This is a genomic window from Candidatus Nitrosotenuis uzonensis (assembly GCF_000723185.1).
Classification (GTDB): Archaea; Thermoproteota; Nitrososphaeria; order Nitrososphaerales; family Nitrosopumilaceae; genus Nitrosotenuis; species Nitrosotenuis uzonensis.
The window spans coordinates 365,765-383,799 of sequence record NZ_CBTY010000008.1; the positions used below are offsets into that span (position 1 = coordinate 365,765).

19 protein-coding genes are annotated in these 18,035 nt (G+C 42.8%); 6 read left to right on the plus strand and 13 right to left on the minus strand.

Going from position 1 to position 18,035, the window contains the following annotated elements:
- Window positions 1-198 precede the first annotated feature (198 nt).
- From mce to NITUZ_RS04710, 5 genes are read right to left on the minus strand one after another with little or no spacing between them, the layout of a single operon-like run.
- On the minus strand, window positions 199-594 hold the full coding sequence (mce, locus tag NITUZ_RS04690) for a methylmalonyl-CoA epimerase (RefSeq protein ID WP_048195809.1): 396 nt from the start codon (window positions 592-594) through the stop codon (window positions 199-201).
- The gene (locus NITUZ_RS04695; protein ID WP_048195811.1) at window positions 595-2,187 is read right to left on the minus strand and encodes an acyl-CoA mutase large subunit family protein; all 1,593 of its coding nucleotides are present in this window, start codon (window positions 2,185-2,187) and stop codon (window positions 595-597) included.
- 4 nt (window positions 2,188-2,191) lie between these two features.
- The gene (gene meaB, locus NITUZ_RS04700) at window positions 2,192-3,109 is read right to left on the minus strand and encodes a methylmalonyl Co-A mutase-associated GTPase MeaB (RefSeq protein WP_052370076.1); all 918 of its coding nucleotides are present in this window, start codon (window positions 3,107-3,109) and stop codon (window positions 2,192-2,194) included.
- 42 nt (window positions 3,110-3,151) lie between these two features.
- Window positions 3,152-3,562 carry a hypothetical protein gene (locus NITUZ_RS04705; RefSeq protein WP_052370077.1) on the minus strand — a complete coding sequence of 137 codons (411 nt, stop codon included), beginning with the start codon at window positions 3,560-3,562 and terminating at the stop codon, window positions 3,152-3,154.
- Window positions 3,559-6,105: a M1 family metallopeptidase gene (locus NITUZ_RS04710; protein WP_244443813.1), complete on the minus strand. Its 2,547-nt coding sequence runs from the start codon at window positions 6,103-6,105 to the stop codon at window positions 3,559-3,561. The genes NITUZ_RS04705 and NITUZ_RS04710 overlap by 4 nt, the downstream gene beginning before the upstream one ends.
- A gap of 71 nt (window positions 6,106-6,176) precedes the next feature.
- On the opposite strand from NITUZ_RS04710, the gene NITUZ_RS09985 reads away from it, so the two are divergent.
- The gene (locus tag NITUZ_RS09985; RefSeq protein ID WP_155991358.1) at window positions 6,177-6,353 is read left to right on the plus strand and encodes a hypothetical protein; all 177 of its coding nucleotides are present in this window, start codon (window positions 6,177-6,179) and stop codon (window positions 6,351-6,353) included.
- A 31-nt stretch (window positions 6,354-6,384) separates the two neighbouring features.
- Entirely contained in the window at window positions 6,385-6,807 is a 423-nt protein-coding gene (locus NITUZ_RS04715; protein WP_048195815.1) for a cobalamin B12-binding domain-containing protein, read from the plus strand.
- Here NITUZ_RS04715 and ilvC read toward each other — a convergent pair whose 3' ends face one another.
- The 5 genes from ilvC to NITUZ_RS04740 form a co-directional block, all read right to left on the minus strand.
- Complete coding sequence (gene ilvC, locus NITUZ_RS04720; protein WP_048195821.1) at window positions 6,808-7,806, minus strand: ketol-acid reductoisomerase; 999 nt, start codon at window positions 7,804-7,806, stop codon at window positions 6,808-6,810.
- 195 nt (window positions 7,807-8,001) lie between these two features.
- On the minus strand, window positions 8,002-8,922 hold the full coding sequence (locus NITUZ_RS04725) for an EF-Tu/IF-2/RF-3 family GTPase (protein ID WP_048195823.1): 921 nt from the start codon (window positions 8,920-8,922) through the stop codon (window positions 8,002-8,004).
- A gap of 159 nt (window positions 8,923-9,081) precedes the next feature.
- Window positions 9,082-9,858, minus strand: a complete 777-nt coding sequence (locus NITUZ_RS04730; RefSeq protein ID WP_048195825.1) for a DUF726 domain-containing protein — start codon at window positions 9,856-9,858, stop codon at window positions 9,082-9,084.
- Entirely contained in the window at window positions 9,815-11,461 is a 1,647-nt protein-coding gene (metG, locus tag NITUZ_RS04735) for a methionine--tRNA ligase (protein WP_048195827.1), read from the minus strand. Before metG ends, NITUZ_RS04730 begins: the two co-directional genes overlap by 44 nt.
- A 33-nt stretch (window positions 11,462-11,494) precedes the next feature.
- Complete coding sequence (locus NITUZ_RS04740) at window positions 11,495-12,733, minus strand: adenosylhomocysteinase (RefSeq protein ID WP_048196109.1); 1,239 nt, start codon at window positions 12,731-12,733, stop codon at window positions 11,495-11,497.
- An 83-nt stretch (window positions 12,734-12,816) separates the two neighbouring features.
- On the opposite strand from NITUZ_RS04740, the gene NITUZ_RS04745 reads away from it, so the two are divergent.
- From NITUZ_RS04745 to cysS, 3 genes are read left to right on the plus strand one after another with little or no spacing between them, the layout of a single operon-like run.
- Entirely contained in the window at window positions 12,817-13,119 is a 303-nt protein-coding gene (locus NITUZ_RS04745; protein ID WP_048195829.1) for a Rieske (2Fe-2S) protein, read from the plus strand.
- Between the two features lie 38 nt (window positions 13,120-13,157).
- Entirely contained in the window at window positions 13,158-13,940 is a 783-nt protein-coding gene (locus NITUZ_RS04750) for an NAD+ synthase (protein WP_048195831.1), read from the plus strand.
- Window positions 13,941-13,950: 10 nt separating this feature from the next.
- Complete coding sequence (gene cysS, locus NITUZ_RS04755; protein WP_048195833.1) at window positions 13,951-15,342, plus strand: cysteine--tRNA ligase; 1,392 nt, start codon at window positions 13,951-13,953, stop codon at window positions 15,340-15,342.
- On the opposite strand, the gene NITUZ_RS04760 is transcribed toward cysS, so the two are convergent.
- From NITUZ_RS04760 to NITUZ_RS04770, 3 genes are read right to left on the minus strand one after another with little or no spacing between them, the layout of a single operon-like run.
- Window positions 15,339-16,556, minus strand: coding sequence for a redox-regulated ATPase YchF (locus tag NITUZ_RS04760; protein ID WP_048195834.1), 1,218 nt, complete (start codon window positions 16,554-16,556; stop codon window positions 15,339-15,341). The two genes, cysS and NITUZ_RS04760, sit on opposite strands and share 4 nt — an antisense overlap.
- Before the next feature lie 36 nt (window positions 16,557-16,592).
- Complete coding sequence (locus NITUZ_RS10270; RefSeq protein ID WP_048195836.1) at window positions 16,593-16,964, minus strand: hypothetical protein; 372 nt, start codon at window positions 16,962-16,964, stop codon at window positions 16,593-16,595.
- The gene (locus NITUZ_RS04770; RefSeq protein ID WP_048196111.1) at window positions 16,964-17,374 is read right to left on the minus strand and encodes a CoA-binding protein; all 411 of its coding nucleotides are present in this window, start codon (window positions 17,372-17,374) and stop codon (window positions 16,964-16,966) included. The genes NITUZ_RS10270 and NITUZ_RS04770 overlap by 1 nt, the downstream gene beginning before the upstream one ends.
- Before the next feature lie 91 nt (window positions 17,375-17,465).
- Here NITUZ_RS04770 and NITUZ_RS04775 point away from each other — a divergent pair, with 91 nt between their 5' ends.
- Window positions 17,466-18,002, plus strand: a complete 537-nt coding sequence (locus NITUZ_RS04775; protein WP_048195838.1) for a MarR family winged helix-turn-helix transcriptional regulator — start codon at window positions 17,466-17,468, stop codon at window positions 18,000-18,002.
- Window positions 18,003-18,035 lie beyond the last annotated feature (33 nt).

The window sequence follows — 18,035 nt, forward strand, 5'->3', positions numbered from 1 at the left end:
AGGAAATGAGAGTGCTGGGCTCCTCCCGCACTCCACGAATACACAACTTTAGATATTAACAGAATGGTACATTTGATAAATAAACCACACACAATATAAAAAAACAATTCCATTAGTGAATATGAGTAAAGACAGGGATGAAAATAATTCAAAACCCAAGCGAAGATGGTTTTCCTTCATCAAAAGAAAATAGCTTTGCTATTTTGGATGCGAGCATATCTCTGCAAGTACGCCACTAAGAGATTTTGGATGTATGAATGTAATTTTTGTTCCTTCAGAGCCATCTCTTATTTTTCCTAGAAATTGAACTCCATTACCTTCCATTCTTTTGTATTCTCCTTCTATGTCTTCTGTGGCAAGCGCCATGTGATGTAATCCCTCTCCTTTTTTCTCAAGGAATTTTTTTATCGGACTGTCATCACGTGTTGGTTCCATAAGCTCAATTCTTCCGTTTTCAAGCTTTAGTATTGCCAGCCTGACGCCTTCAGTTTCCACAGTTTCAAATATCACCTTCTCAATGCCGAGCGCCTGCTGGTATTTTTTTGCTGCTTCCTCTACATTGTTTACTGCTATTGCAATGTGATCTATTTTCATCTAAAATACCTCTTTTGGCCTGTACTCTCCGAATACCTGACGGAACGTATTGCTTATCTCACCTGTTGTTGCATACAGTTTTACCGAATCAAGGATAAACGGCATCAAATTGTCTGATTTTTCTGCTGCGCTCATTAATTTTGATAATGCGTGCTCGACCTTTTTTCCGTCACGCTCTGCCCTGAGCTTTTTTATTGCCTTTCGCTGCTTTTCCCCTACAGAGTCATCTATTCGTAATAATTCCTGCTTTGATTCTGCCTCATCTGAGAATTTGTTTACGCCGACTAGCACACGCTCGCCAGAATCAACCTCTTTTTTGAGGCGATATGCATTCTGTCTTATTTCAGACTGGAAAAACCCTTTCTCTATTGCCTTGAGCGCACCTCCCATTCTTTCTATTTGCTTGAGATATTTCCATACGCCATCCTCAATTTCATCACACAGATACTCTAGGTAGTAAGAGCCTGCCATCGGATCCACCGTCTTTGTGATTCCACTCTCATGCGCCACAATCTGCTGTGTTCTCAGCGCGATCTTTGCGGATTCGGCAGTAGGCAACGCAAGTGCTTCGTCTCTCGAGTTGGTGTGAAGTGATTGGGTACCGCCCAACACTGCTGCCATCGTCTGGATTGCAACTCGTACTATGTTATTATCGGGTTGTTGGGCAGTGAGCGACTCGCCGCTGGTCTGAGTATGGAATTTTAGCTGCATTGATTTTGGGTCTTTTGCATGGAATCTCTCCTTGAGAATTTTTGCGTATACTTTGCGTGCAACTCTAAACTTGGCTATCTCCTCGAAAAACTCGATCGTGCAGCAAAAGAAAAACGAGAGTCGCGGTGCAAAGTCATCAATTTTCAGTCCTCGTTCAAGACAGGTCTCAATGTACGCGATTGCGTTTGCTATGGTAAACGCTACTTCTTGTGTTGCAGTGGAGCCTGCCTCCCTCATATGATATCCTGAAATTGATATTGGATACCATTGAGGGACATGCTTTGCACAGTATGCAATCATATCGCCAATTAATCTCATTGACGGTTGCGGTGGGTAAATGTACGTGTTTCTTGCGATATATTCTTTGAGGATATCATTTTGTGTTGTACCCCTCAGATCCACACTTTTGAATCCCTGTGATTCGCCAACTGCGATATAGTATGCCAAAAGTGTAGATGCTGTAGAATTAATTGTCATCGATGTACTCACTTTACCAAGCGGGATTCCGTCAAACGCAGTAAGCATGTCTTTAAGTGAGGCTATTGAAACGCCGACTTTGCCAACCTCGCCTTCTGCCTGAGGTGCATCTGGGTCATGACCAATCTGGGTTGGGAGATCAAAGGCCATTGAAAGTCCTGTCTGCCCCTTTTCCAGCATGAACTTGAATCGTTCGTTTGTCTGCTTTGCATCCCCAAATCCAGAATACTGTCGCATCGTCCAGAATCTCTCCCGGTACATGTCTGCATGTATACCCCGCGTGAACGGGTACTTGCCAGGTTCCTCCTTTGGTCTTTTTTTGGCAGATTGATGGTATACCCTATTTACTGGAAAGTTTGAATCTGTGAGAATTTCTTTTGGTTTCTGTTTTTCTGTTTGTGCCATGATATCACTTTATGACCGATGCTGTTATTTTATCTGCCGCTTCAAATGGGTCCAGTTCTTTTGCCTGTAGTCTTGTAAGATATTTTGCATAGTTTTTATCAGATTCCAAGAGCTGATCGACTCTTGTCTTTACATTATTTATAACAATATCTTTTAGCTCGGTTTCCAGTCTTTTTTGTTCCCTTTCTTTTTGAGATTTTTTCGTTTTTTCCATCAGATCTTTAAGCTTTTTTGCAAACTCAACAATTCCCTGATTCTTTATAGTCGAGGTCTTTAGAATTATAGGATTTCTCTCAGTCATACCAATGAATTCTTTTACTGATTCGAACAGCTGGGATGCACCGTCAAGGTCTGCCTTGTTTACAACATAGATGTCTCCGATCTCAGTGATGCCAGCCTTTATTGTCTGAATATTATCTCCAGTATGTGGATTGAACACAACCACCGTGATATCTGCAATGTTGGATATTTCTACTTCAGTCTGCCCCGCACCAACGCTCTCAATTATTATTGGATCAAATCCTGCATACTCTAGCACCCTGATGCTGTTCCTAATTGAGCGCGATATTGCGCCAGTAGCTCCTCGCGACGCTATGCTCCTAATATACAGTCCAGAATCAGTCGACTCTGTCATGCGTACACGGTCGCCAAGAATTGCTCCTCCTGTGAGATGGCTTGTCGGGTCCACCGCAAGAACCGCTGCCTTGTAACCGAGCTTTTTGAGCGCAATTGAGGTCTTGTTTATCAGTGAGCTTTTGCCAGCTCCTGCAGGCCCTGTAATTCCTATTACCGTGGACTTGCCAGAGCTCTTGAAAATTTTTTTTACAATCTGTCTGGCTTTTTTTTCATCATTTTCTATGATCGATATTGCCTTGGCAATTGCACCGCGTTTTCCTTTTTTTAATTCGGATAAAAGATCCAACCACATATTCTCAATTTTGCTTAAATAAATTCTTGTTGTGCTCTAGTCAAGCTGGCTGAATATTATACTGCCGCGAGGCTCACCCACGTTATGAATATCGATCTTAATTCCAATCTTTCCTAGCTCTTCATGCTCTGCCACAAATGTTACTGGCATCGAACGCCACCCGTACTGCGGCGCCGAGCCAAATGGAACATAGGTAGTAAAGCTTGACGATTCAAATATTCTCTGGAAGCTTGACTCCATTCCAAGAATTTCCAGTGTCACACGTTTTGTCTTTTTTGTCGTATCGTCAAATGTTATCTGCACGGATTTTTTTTCAGGATCAAACAAGGCATCGACGTGAAATATCTGAGAGTACTTTTCAGATACGTGAACATTCTGAACCACTGATAACCCAATACCGAACGCAAATATTGTGGCCACCGCGGCAAGGATTAGTTTTTTGTTCAAGCGTACTCGCGTCTCATCCTGTTAAGGAATGCGTTGTTTATTCTAATACGTTCAAGTGTCTGCTCCAGCGTCCTTTCTGTTCCCGGAGTTGGGTTTGACCTGAAAAATGACCTTATTTCTTGCTCCATCTTGTCTGTAGCAACTGCGGAAATACTAGCAATTATCCTGTTAAGTAATGGGCTGCCTGCCCCAACTTTGACCCGTATACGCTTCCAGTTCTGCTTCAGCCAGGGCCAGAGTATGTTTTTGCCATAATAGTTTGCCGCCGTCTGAACTACAGGCAGGTGCATGTTCTGAGAGCGTACCTCATCTGTCTGGGAGAATTTAAGCGTCCTGAGTAAGAGTTTTGGATCCTTGAAACTACACATTGCAGAAAGAAACCTCATTTTTTCCTCCTGCGATTTTGCCTTCCTATAAAGTGCAAGTAGCTTTGCATAAGTTCGTGAATCTCCATTCCATGCAGCAATTGAAAATACCGTACCCTGTATGTCAGGATTAAGTGATGATGAATCTTTCATGTACTTGACAAATCTTTTGTTTGCCTCATCGATTATCTCTTCATCATCCAGTCTGCCCAGAGCCCCAATTACCTGCGCTCTGAGTAGGGCGTTAGTATGCGGTTCGTTCTTTTTTGCATCCCAACCAAGCCGATAGAACACTTTTTTGAAGAACTCGTGTGCGATGTTTTTTATCATGTATGAGAAAGGCTCATCAATTGTTCTCAGATATAATGAAAATAGGTTGCTCGCAACGTTTGAGATTGCAATGTAATCATCCTCGTTTTCGTATGCATCCGCAAATTCCAGGTATGTCTGTGATTGCTCATCGCCAGAAACGCACAGGGCAAATAGGTCGTTCTGGGCAGCCCATCTGTCCACATGAGAGATTTCTTTTGCCACGATCATTGATTTTAGATTATACAAAAGATCCTGTGAGTATTTTACGCGGTAAAATCCAGGGCGTCCCGAATTTACCACAATGTCATTCGCATTGAATCTGAGATACTCCTGCCGCTTTGTTACAAGTTTGGTTATTGTTTTTTTGCCGCTTTTAATTGAGACTGGTATGTACCACAATCCATTCTGCTTACCTTTTTTCTCAAGTACGAATCTTTTCTGGCTCAGAATTAATGTTGAATTTTTGGTTTGTACCTCAACTAGTGGGAAACCGACCTGCCCAATCCAGGAATTTACCATTGCCCTGACAGGCATTCTTGCAGCCTTTCCTATTTCGTTCCAGAGGTCATCGCCCTTTGCGTTTTGGTAAGAGTATTTTTTTAAATATGCCCGCAGACCCTGACGGAATTTATCCTCTCCCACATAATGCTCAAGCATTCGCAGGACACATCCTCCTTTATCATATGATATAGCATCAAAAATCTCTCTGATTTCTGATGGAAGCTTGACCTTGACATCTATAGGATGTGATGAATGTAATGCATCAAGTCCCATAGCTGTGTTCATCGTATCTTCAAGGAATTGGTCCCACAACTTCCACTTAGGATAGAACCTGTCAACGAACTTTGTTGCCATAAATGTTGCAAACGATTCATTGAGCCACAGGTCATTCCACCACTTCATTGTGACCAAATTGCCAAACCACTGATGAGCAAGCTCGTGTGAGACTACTTCTGCAATGAACTGTTTTGTCTGTGTCGACGATGTCTTGGGATCATACAGCAGTATTGTCTCACGGAATGTTATTGCGCCCCAGTTTTCCATGGCCCCAGATGCGAAATCAGGCACTGCAATAAGATCAAGCTTTGGTAGTGGATACTTTATTCCAAAGTATTTCTCGTAGGACGCCACGAGCCTTTTACACAAATCTAGTGCGAATCTGCCTTTCTTGCTGTTTCCCTTGGTAGTGACTATTCGATATTGTACTTTGCCTTGTTTTGATGTCAGAAATTCAAACTCGCCTACTCCAAGGTATAGAAGATATGTAGACATGATAGGCGTGCGAGCAAACTTGTATTCGATTTTGGAGCCCATCTGCCTTTTTGAGACCAGATTCATATTCGATATTGCAGTATGATGCTTTTCTGCAATTATTGTGATATCAAATGTGGCTTTGGCTTCAGGCTCATCTACGCATGGAAATGCTCTGCGCGCATCGGCTGCCTCAAACTGGGTGGTAGCAAGATACTTTATCTTGCCTGATTTGTCCAAGTACTTGCTGCGGTAGAATCCGACCAGCCGGTCGTTGAGAATTCCGGAAAACTCGATTAGTATCTTAACCCTGCCGCTTATCTTCTTTGGAAGGTGTATTGTCAGCGATTCGGTTTTTTTATCGAGTTTTGTCTTGGCGTTTATTGTATTTTCCCCATACATCACGCTGCATTTTTTTATCAAAAGCTCTGCCGCATCAAGGCGTATCGTGTTTGTCGGCTTTTTGACGTACGCATCAAGTACCTCACTTGCAAGGAATGTAAAGTTGCTAAAAATTGGCTCAAATCTCAGAGTATAATTTACAGGTTTTAGATGCACGCGTTTTGGAGAATTTGTTGCCTTTATGTATATTACCTGAGAAATCCCATCGATCAATGAAGCGCTAGCTTTTGATCAGCTGCAAGCACAGGAGATCGGTTTTATCGATTTGCCCTCCACAATCTAACATGACATTGGATGAATGGACAGGTAAGCAAGATAAGATCAGATTTGAAAAATCGCTATTTTCCCATGAACGTGTAGCGCTTGATTCGCTCAAGGAGAGGATTTTGGAACTTGAACGCATGCGTGACCAGATACTGTACGAGCTTGACAAACTCGGCAAAATACTGCAAAATCATTAAGTTTTAAAATCCATGCGATCAACTCAACATCATGGCACAAAAGCTTGCATCAAGGCGCGTTAAGATTCTAGTTGCAAAACTCGGGCTGGATGGCCACGATAGGGGGGCACTCGTATTGTGCCGAGCTTTTAGAGATGCAGGAATGGAAGTAATTTATTCAGGGCTTTTTGCCACGCCAGAGCGCGTAGCTCAGATTGCCGAGGATGAAGACGTAGATGCTGTAGCACTGAGCCTTCTTAATGGCGCACATAACACGCTATTTCCAAGGGTCGTAAAAGAACTTCAGAAAAAAGGGCTCAGGGATGTATTAGTGGTAGGCGGCGGCGTCATACCCGAAGAGGACAAAAAAGGTCTTGAGAAATCAGGAATCTCCAAGGTTTTTGGGCCAGGATCGCCGCTTCCTGCAATTATAGACCACATCAATTCCGGCGTTGCAAAGCTGAGAAAAATTTAGCTATTCCTTAGAGTCCGGCCACATCATCTGACGCATCTTCTTGCCGACTTGTTCAATTTGGTGCTGCTCGAGCTGCTTCATGTATCTGTCAAAGGCGTTCTTGCCGTTCTTTTGGTATTCGGATATCCATTCTTCATTGAACGTTCCGTCTTGAATCATTTGAAGTACTTTTTTCATTTTGGCCTTTACATCTTTGTCCATCACCATAGGCCCTCGTGTAAGTCCTCCATATCTTGCAGTCTCTGAAACGCGCCTCCACATGCCATTTATGCCGTAACGTTGTATCATATCAACAATCAGCTTCAGCTCATGAAGGACTTCAAAATATGCAATCTCCGGTTGATATCCTGCCTCAACTAGTGTTTCAAAAGAGTTTACCACCATAGACGCACATCCGCCGCAAAGGTCTGCCTGCTCGCCAAACCAGTCAGTTTCAACCTCTTCTTTGAACGTGGTCTGTATCAGTCCTGCCCTAGCAGAGCCTATTCCCTTTGCAAGACCGAGCGTTCTGTCCCATGCAGTTCCTGTTTTGTCTTGATATACTGCAACTATTGATGGCGTGCCAAATCCTTCAAGGTATGTCTCTCTTACTTTGGAGCCTGGTCCTTTTGGTGCCACCATGATGATATCAACGTCCTGCGGTGCTGGAATCCAGCCCCAGTGAATCGCTGCCGCATGTGAAAATGACAATGCCTTTCCTTTTGAGAGGTTTGGTCCTATTTCCTCCCTGTACACCTTGGCCTGAATCATGTCTGGAATCAGTACGTGTATTATATCGCCTTGTTTTGTCGCCTCGGCAACAGACATGACTGTGTGGCCATCTTTTTTGGCTTTCTCCCACGTCGGGCTGCCCTCCCTTAGGCCAACTATTACCTTCAGGCCGGAATCTTTGAGGTTATTTGCTTGGGCATCACCCTGAATTCCATATCCAATTACAGATATGGTCTGGTTCTTAATAGGATCAAGGCTGATTTCGTTGTCCTTCCATGTCTTTGCCATGAGTGCTGTAAATTAAGAGAGAATAAAAACCATAAGTCAGATTTGCAATATCTTGTTACATGAGAGGCAACGAACTCTCACAGTGTTGCCTTCCAGCCTTTGGAACTTTTTTGAGCCGCAATCAGGACAAATTGGGCAGGCCCTTAGCCCTTTCATGACTGTGAAGACAAGATGTGTCTAATTAACAGTGCTGTGTTATTTTATCTGGCCGCTACCGAGTATTCTTATGGTTTGTGATTCTGGCTTGAGCACCACACAAATATCGCCTTTGTTGAATACGGCCGGCTTGTCAAGAGTTAGTTTTAACGGTGAGATTGAGGAAAACTTTGCAGGTTTTATCTGCAGCCCTATATTCACAAGGCACATTTGATTTGGAGTAATATCCCCTTTGTAGAAGGGGTTTTTTACAAAGTCGATTTCAAGTTCGGTGCTAACCTGCTCATCTGATGGCGCACACAGTATGTCGCCACGTCCCACCTGATCAGGATTTACGCCCTTTACTGCAAGGCCAACGCGCGCAGGTGATTCTGCCTCTTCAACCGGATCATCGTGCATTTGAATCGACTTTATTAGAACGTCAACTCCTGCTGGCATTAGTTTTAGATTATCATATTGTTTTATCTTGCCCCTTGCAACTTTGCCTAGGATTACAGTGCCTACTCCCTTTACATCAAAACAATGATCAATTACGACTCTGCTGCCACCTTGCTGCGATATTTGTTCCAGTTTGTCAGTAGTCTCCTTTATCTTCTCAGGCTCCACTTTGAGATAATCTGCAAGAACTGTGTTTTTTATCATTGTGGCAAGCAGGTTTTCGTCCACATCGTAGCTATGGGAAAGTACCCCCTCTTTCTTTTTTAGGCTGTCAAGGGCCACAATCTGTTCTCCTACAAACTTGTCAAGCTTGGTAATATGGAATATCACATATTCGGCAAGGTTTATTGTTTGCAAAAGCGGCTGGATTTTTTCTGGAAAGCCGTTTGGGATAGTGTACGTTCTTATCACGTCAGATTCTTTTTTGTCATACATTGTCATGTCCGTGACAGTTCCCTTCTTTCCAAACTGAGCTGCAATTGATTGATCCCCGAGGACTACAAAGTTTACCGATTTTACCAACGAATTCAGATAAAAAATTAGTCAATAATATACTGTTTGGAAAACAATTACTATCAGAAAGACAATCTTATTGCATGGAGCAGTTAGTCCCGATAATCTTAATTATTGCTGCAGCCATTAGTGTTGCGATAATTGCGATAGTCAGACTATTCAGATAACTTATGGATATCCATCAAGAACTTCGACATAGCTTGCAAACCTGTGACTTTTTGGTTGAACCTTTCTTTGAGTGTATTTTGTAATTGTCCTGCCAGAATAACCGCAATATCCAAGCGGCGACTCTATAGAACCAATCTTGTATGCGTGTTCCAGCACGTTGTCTTGCAAGCTGTAATAATTGACAATTTTTTTTCTTACCACCTTTTGCAAGATTTTACCATATTTTTTCTGACTCAAATAAGCAGCCGGTATTGAGCTGCCAAAAAAATAAACACTTTCCACCATGCCTGGATTTCCTGCAAGACGTCGTAATGCATGCAATATTACATCAGAGCCAAGCGAGTGCCCCATGAGACGGATTCGAGTCTGAGGCGATTTTCTTTTAAAATCAAGAATAAATTTTGCCAGATTCTTACCGTTTTTTTCCGCTATGATTTTAGCCGTTTTCACCGCTTTCATCTCATATGACTTGAGATGCGCTCCATACACATTAGAGTCATAGCTAAATCCCACCACAGGATAGCCATACCCAAGATGAGCAAGGCGCGTCTTTGCAATCTTGAACTTTGCAAGCGCACCAAAAGTGTCATTTCGCATACCATGAACCATTATTGTGAATTCTTTTTGCCGCAAATTCTCAAAAAACTTTGAAGGATATAGGACATAATTGCCTTTTTTCAGCGTCACACCTGTCCTCAAATCATAGTACCCGCGTGTCGATATGCGAGGTATCCTACTTTGAGCCGAGCTTTTCTTTGTGCTTTTTGATGTCCTCATCTTCCACTCTTGCAAACAACGGAGCTATCTGCCCCAGCTTGTGATCCGGTCGTATTGAAATTTCTGACATCTGTTCCCATTTTACATCCGAAACTTTGCCCTGCATGCCAAGTTGGGTCCAGATCTTTTGTGCCGACTGGGGCAAAAACGGATATAGTGCAACCGATATCGAACGTACTGCGTTTACCGACAGAAATACACACGTGTTCGTCCCAAGTCCTTTCTTCCAAGGTTCCTTGTGCTGGAAATACTGGTTAAAATAAATTGAAAACTCCATTATCTTCTTGAGCGCCCTGTCAAGATGATTCTGCTCCATTAGTGGGGTTATCTCAGAGGCAAGACCCTTGATTTTTGATTCAGCCTCCTTATCCTTTTCATCATACACGTCAGGTGCTGGAATCATGCCGGAGAAAGTCTTTTGTGTGAATCCCAGTGCGCGGTTCACCAAATTCCCAAGGTTTGCAATAAGCTCAGAATTAATCCTGGTCGCAAAATCATCCCAATCAAAATTCAGATCATCCTGAGAATATGGATTGATAGAGACAAGATAGTATCTCAAATAGTCTGCAGGATAGTAGCTAAGAAAGTCCTTTAATCCGATGTACCAGTTGCGGCTCTTGGATATTTTCTTTGACTGTAAGGTCAGGTGGCCTCGCGTCGGGATAAAATCCGGAAGCTTGTACTCTTCGTCTATTCCAAGCCTCATGGCAGGCAGGAATAGATAATGGTGGTATACGATATCCTTACCGATAAAATGGTAAATGTCAGCCGAGTTCCAAAATTCTTTTCCGTTAATTCCCCTCTCATTTAAGAACTTGACCGCAGTTGATATGTATGCAAGATGATTGTCAAACCAGCCGTAGAACACCTTTGATTCATCTCCTGGAATCGGGACGCCCCACGGAATGTCCCTTGTGATATCCCAATCTACAAGCCCCGATGATATCCAGTTCTGAACATATTTTTTTACATCCTTTTGCAGGTTTTCGTTCTCATCAAGCCATTTTGTGAGCTTGTCCCCAAAGTTTTTCAGCTTAAAAAAATAATGCGTTGTCTTTTCCTTTACAGGGGACTGCCCACATATTGCACATTTTGGATTCTCAATTTCCTCAGGAACGCGGCCACACTTTTCACACAGATCAGAATACTGGTCAGGTGCCTTGCAGTATGGACAGGTACCTACCACGTATCTGTCAGGTAGGAACTTTTTGTCATTTTTGCAGTAAAATTGAATTATCTCGGATTCGTAAATGTGACCATTATTTCGAAGCTTTTCAAAAACATATCTTACAAACTCAATGTTCTCAGGTGAGCTTGTACGGTAAAAAAAATCAAAGCAAATGTCAAACGTAGAAAAATCCTCGTAATCTCGCTTATTCCAGTATGCCACATATTCCTGCGTGCTCTTTTTTTCCTTTTCTGCCTGAATTAGAATAGGCGTGCCAAAATCATCTGATGCGCAGATATAGTACGCCTCAACTCCAGTTGACTTGAGAAACCTTGTAGTAACGTCCGCAGGAAGATATGTCGATGCAACATGGCCAAGATGAATCTCGCCGTTTGCATACGGTAACGCGCTAGTTACGATTGCTTTTTTCCTCAATATGTAAAAGCTTGTGAGCGCATCTTAATTAGTTTACCAGTTTTCACGATACGCAACTTGTTTTTTTGATAGCGTATCAATTTTAACGCCCATTGCACCAAGTGCATCTACTGCAACCTGTTTGTCTATTTCCTCTGGGACCCTGATTACTTTTTTGCCTATCTTTTTGTGATTTTTCAGTATGTACAATATGGAGAGAATCTGGTTTGAAAAAGATAACGCCATCACTTCCGGCGGATGTCCTTCAGCTGCAACAAGGTTGGCCAGTCTGCCCTTTCCCACAAGGTAGACTTTGTTGCCATTCTGCAACACACATTCATCAAGGTTGGGCCTCACCTCACGAACTGATTTTGATTTGTTTAGTAAAAAGTCGCTGTCAATTTCCACATCGAAATGCCCCACATTTCCCATTATTGCCCCATCTTTCATTTTTAGGATGTGCTCCTTTCTTATTATATCGCGCATTCCAGTGCACGTGATAAATATATCGCCTATTTTTGCAGCCTCAGACATTGGCATCACATCAAATCCATCCATGTGTGCTTCAAGTGCCTTTACTGGATCAGTCTCCGTGACAATTACCTTCGAGCCCATTCCGTGACTTCGTGCTGCAACTCCTTTGCCTACCCATCCATATCCTGCGACTACCACTCGTTTTGATGCAAACAGTAGATTCATTGCGCGCAACAGGCCATCTATTGTGCTCTGGCCAGTGCCATATCTATTATCAAACATGTGTTTTGTGTAAGCTTCGTTTACAACTATCACCGGGTACCTCAACTTTCCTTTCTTCTCGATTGCCTTAATTCGGTTCACTCCAGCTGTTGTCTCCTCAGTTGAACCGAGAATTTTCATACTCTTGTATTTTTTATCAAAGTGTAGCTTTACGTTCATGTCAGCGCCATCGTCAGTGACAACTAACGGCCGGTGGTTTAGTACCTGCTCTATGCACCAGTCGTATTCCTCGTTTGTCTCATCATTCCATGCGTACGTATGGATTCCCTCCGATGCAAGAAATGCAGCAATGTCATCTTGTGTAGTAAGAGGGTTTCCAGCGCAGGCCGCAACATTTGCGCCTAGTTCTTTTGCGCCCATCAAAAGCACTGATGTCTCTTTTGTTATATGCAGACAAAATCCCAAAGTTATTCCTTTGAACGGTTGAGAGTTTTTCAGTCGTTTGATCGTGTTATCCAAAATAGGCATGTGACTTCTTGCCCACTCGTATGACGTTCTGCCCTGATCTGCCAGACTCTCGTCTTTTACCTTGCTCAACATTCGTTCAAAAAAATATGCACTAAAAAATCTTCTCATATGCAAAAAACAAACTAAATATCTGGCAGGAAAAAATGCAGTGCATGACATGGCAGAAAGTAGCAGAAAAAGGCGAGATTCCAGCCGGCAAGTCAAAAGAGTTTGCCGTCAATGGGAAGAAAATAGCAGTATTCAACCAGAATGGCTATCACTGCCTTGATGCACTCTGCGTACATCAGGACGGCTCCATTGCCCCAGGCAAACTTGATGGGGACATAGTAGAGTGTCCACTACACTTTTGGCATTACAACATAAGGACTGGCGAGCTTTTGGACTATCTAAAAGGCGTCAAACTGCAGACATACAAAGTCGAGGCAAGAAATGACGGCATATACGTTGATATCTAGTCAATACAATTTTTAATTCACACGTCAAACCAAAACCAGTGAACCAGGAGATCCTTAACCAGATAAAAAAACAAGACTATGAAGCGATTCAGAACTCAATAACAGCATTCCTTGCCAACCACATTAAAAAGTCAAATGCACGAGGTCTTGTCTTTGGCTTGAGCGGTGGAATAGATTCTGCTGTGATTGCACACATTTGCGCAAAATCATTTCATGACAAGACTCTGGCTCTGATCATGCCGGACAGCAAAATATCGCCAAAAGAAGAAACCGAGGACGCACTGGAAATAGTTGATTCGCTAAAACTCGAATACAAACTCATCGACATCAATCTAATTCATGCCCAGTTTGCAAATATTTTAGAGCCGGAAGAAAAAGCCCTTGGCAACCTCCGGGCAAGAATACGTGCAAGCATTCTATACTATTATGCAAATTTGAGAAACTATCTTGTGATAGGCTCCAGCGACAGATCAGAGCAGATGATAGGATACTTTACCAAATTCGGCGACGGCAGTGCAGACATATTGCCTATTGCATCATTATACAAGACTCAGATACGTGAGCTTGCGCGTTACCTCGGAGTCAAGGACACTATCATTTCCAAAAAAAGTAGCCCTCACCTCTGGCACGGGCACCTTGCCGAAGAAGAAATCGGCATCTCATATGAGGAAATAGACATAGCACTCTACTGTATCGTAGACAAAGCAATGACAGTTGAGAGAGCGGCAGAGGCTGCAGTAATGGACAAAGACAAAATCGAAAAAATCTATCAATTGTATAAAAAAAGCGAACATAAGAGAATAATGCCACCAAGGCTCTGAGGTAATTGAATTGAGAATTTTTGATACACTAAGAGCAAGCGAGGAACCGGTAAATGGAGATAACATCAGAATATATCTTTGCGGTGTCACTGTCTACGATGAATCGCACATCGGACATGCACGCACCATCATCATATTTGACACTTTGCGCCGATACCTCGAATCAAAAGGAAAGATGGTGAACTTTGTTCAAAACTTTACCGATGTTGATGATAAGATAATCAAGCGGGCAACAGCAGAAAACGTTCACCCACTTGAGATAAGCAGGCGCTATATCGACCATTATTTTGAGGATTTCGATAGGCTAAACATAAAGCGCGCCACGGTTCACCCAAAGGCAACAGAACACATACCTGAAATGATAGAGCTCATCAAAAATCTGATCAATGCAGGATTTGCCTATGTATCAAGAAATGGTGTATACTATAGTGTAGCAAAGTTTCCAGAGTACGGCAAACTGTCAAAAAAGAAGACAGAGGATCTCATTTCAGGAGCAAGAATAGAAATCGATGAAACAAAAAATGATCCGCTAGACTTTGCGTTATGGAAGTTTTCAGACACTGAGCCGAGCTGGCCAAGTCCGTGGGGAAGCGGCAGGCCCGGCTGGCATATTGAATGCTCTGCAATGAGCCTCAAATATCTGGGTGAAGAATTCGAGATTCATGGAGGCGGACGTGATCTTATCTTTCCTCATCATGAAAACGAAATTGCACAGACAGAGGCATTCACAAAAAAACCACTTGCCAAGTTGTGGATGCATGTAGGGATGGTGACAATAAATGGCGAGAAAATGTCAAAGTCGCTTGGCAACATAAAGTCAGTCAGACATGTTCTTGATGGCTGGGGCCCCAATGTGATCAGACTGTTCTGTCTTTCCGGCCACTACTCCAAGGCAATAGACTATTCTGAGGAGCTGCTCAGGGAGAACCTAATAAAGTGGCGTCAAGTCGAAACCGCCTACTATGAGATGATCATGGCAGATGATACGTTGCCTGCCGCGGACGAAGTATCGATGCTTGCAGCAGAATCCAGAAGAGAATTTGACGATGCCCTAGAATCAGACTTTAATACACCGCTTGCCATAAACGCATTTTTCAAGATGGTCAAAGGGATAAACAGAATTGCCGCAGCAGAGACAATGACAAAACAGACAGCATTAGTAATACTTCCTGAATTTGAAAGAATGCTTGGAATCCTTGGCCTACAAGTCCAGAAAGTAACAGAGGAAGAAAAACAGAAAATAACTAACATGATAAAAGAGCGCGATATTTTGCGGGCACAAAAACAATACCAAGAAGCAGACAAGATGCGTGAGCAGATCTCACAAATGAACATAGTCCTGCTTGATCATAAGAACAAAACAATCTGGATGAAAAAAGAAAAGATAAGAGCAGACTCCTAGTGCGTCTTTTTTGATGCGCTTACAAGAGATATGACGTCTCTGTCCCTCAGCTGGTATGTAGTCGGCAGCCTGAGGTTGTATCGAATGTCCTTTGCATAGAGAAGTCCCTTTATCAGATCCGTGTGAACTTCCTTTGCAAGATCGGCAACGGTTGCACCGTCCTTGAGCAACATAAGATCAGGCAGCACGTTGCCTTTCTTATCAGAGAGTCTTTCCTCGTCGGCCACAGGGTATACTGTGTTCATCTTTAGGAGCTTAAACACTGTCACATTGATTGCAAACTGGACGCCTGTTCTCATGTACTCACCCATTATCTCTTTTGTGATAAAATCAAGCGCATTTTTTTGCTTGCCGCTCAGCTCATCTGGTTTTATTATCTCAAACTGCTCAGAACCTGGGGAGTACTTGATCAGTCCTTTCTGCTCTGCCCGCCTTAATGATAGCTCGCTGTCTGCGCTTGCGGGCACAACTATCATGTCTATGAAGCGTTCTCGCAGACGCGCAAAGTTCTTGTCAGCACCCTCCACATCTATCTTGTTTGCCACAATGAGTGTGGGTTTTGATATCTTGCGTAGTATTGAGGCAAATTTTTTGCTTTCCTTAAAGTCAATAGCATCAAAGTCTTTATCTTCAATATTAGCTGCCTGCAGTGCCTCCTTTACATGATAGTTATTCACACCTATTCCTCTGTACAGGTCTGCTATTGCGACAACCTTGTCAGTTCCTGACGCAATGGTTTTTGATACCTTGTCACGGTTTCCTTCCAATATTTTCAGGTACCACATTATCAGTTCTTCTTCAATATCTGCAAAATCAGATATCGGATCCCCCGCACCCGTCTCGGCAATTTTACCAGATGAATCTATTCCACCAGAAACATCAACTACGTGTAGTAATGCGTCCGACTGGGCAGCAACAGAAAGAAATTGGTTGCCAAGCCCCTTTCCCTGCCATGCGTCTTTTATCAGGCCTGGAAGGTCGATAAGCTCTATTGGTATATACCTCCAACCGTCTATGCATTTTGAATTCTTTGGGTTGTCAACTACATTAAATTCCGGATGAACACAAAGTGTGATTGCATTAGCTGTAGCAGATTCTGGTTTTTTTGTCGTAAACGGATACGTTGAGATTTCAGATGAAGACAGTGTGGCTGAATTGAAAAACGTGGTTTTTCCAGTATTGGTCTTGCCGATAATTCCTATCTTTATTGGCACATGTACAATTGCGAATTTAGCTATTTATCTCTGACTCTAGTGGACGTGGTCGTTATCAGGTCTTTGGCGAATTTTATCAGAGGTGTTTTTCAGCTCATCAATTGACCAGGAGATTTCACCAATATCTTCTTGTGTGAGAGTATCATCCCACTTGTCAAGAACAGTCTTTGAAATCTGACATGCATGATACAGCAGATTCCAGTACGGATGGTGTTCCGCAGTAGTGTATGCAAGCTCTACTACATCCTCAAGCCCGCTTTTGGCTCTTGATATAGAGCTTGAGTTCTCTCCAAAAATTCTGATGATCCCTCCGTCAACATAAGAGTCGACTTTGAGCATCACACCCTGCCTAGAATATGAATCCACTAGATCTTGAAGAGATTTAAAAAAATCATCAAAACTTGCCATTAGAACAACCGCTGATGCTCAGCTAGCATGCACCTGTTAAAGACTACCTTTATTCCGGCACTTTTTGCAAGGTTTTCTGCTTCCTCATTGTGTATTCCTTCTTGCAGCCAGATTACCTTGGGTTTTTTCTTTATTGCCTCCTGGATTACCGGTAGGACTTGATCTGAGGGCCTAAAGACATCCACAATGTCAATCTGCTCAGGCACTTCTTGCAGACTTGGATAGCACTTTCTTTCAAGTATGCTGTCTGCGGTGGGATTCACAGGTACGATGTTGTAGCCGTTCTCAAGCAGGTATTTTGGAACATAGTTTGCAGCCTTTTCTTCGTTTTTTGACATTCCCACCACTGCTACGTTCTTTAGTGACAATATACTGCGTATTTCATCATCAGAGTGTGGATCTTTTTCCATCATATTGTATCTGCTTGCAAGTGATATAATTTCTTTGGAGTCCAGCACTTCATTGGAAAGTTCTTTATAGGAAAAATCCAGAACATCAACCATGGAAGAAGAACCAAAAGACATCATAGTTCTTGGTGCGATCAAAAGAGGAGCAAAGAAATTCGGTAAGATAAGGGACAAGACAGGCATAGAGCCAGAAGAGCTAAACAAAATACTTGAAAAGCTTGAAGAGCGCGGCCTCATACGGGTGGAGAAGAAAAAAGGATTCCTTGGAGGCGAAAAGATAGAATTGCATGTAACCGAAAAAGGAGACAACGAGCTGCAACAGAGAATACACGAAATGGAACAAAAATGGAACCAGATGGTGCAGCTATACAAGCTAGGCGATAAAAAGAAGCTTGAAGAGTTCATGGGTAGTAACAAATCGGACTTTGCAATGATGATGTTCTTTGGAATAATGAATATGATGATGTTCTCAATGATGTTTTCGATGATAGGTGCGTCAATGCATGATTATGTTCCTGCAGACCAGGTTCCTCCTGGCGCCGAGAACCAGCCTGGTGATGCCGGAGGCGATATGGGCGGGGATGCAGGCGTAGGAGATACTGGCGGCTACGACATCGACATCGGCTTTTAACTCGTTGAAATTTTAAATCACTGAACAAACTAG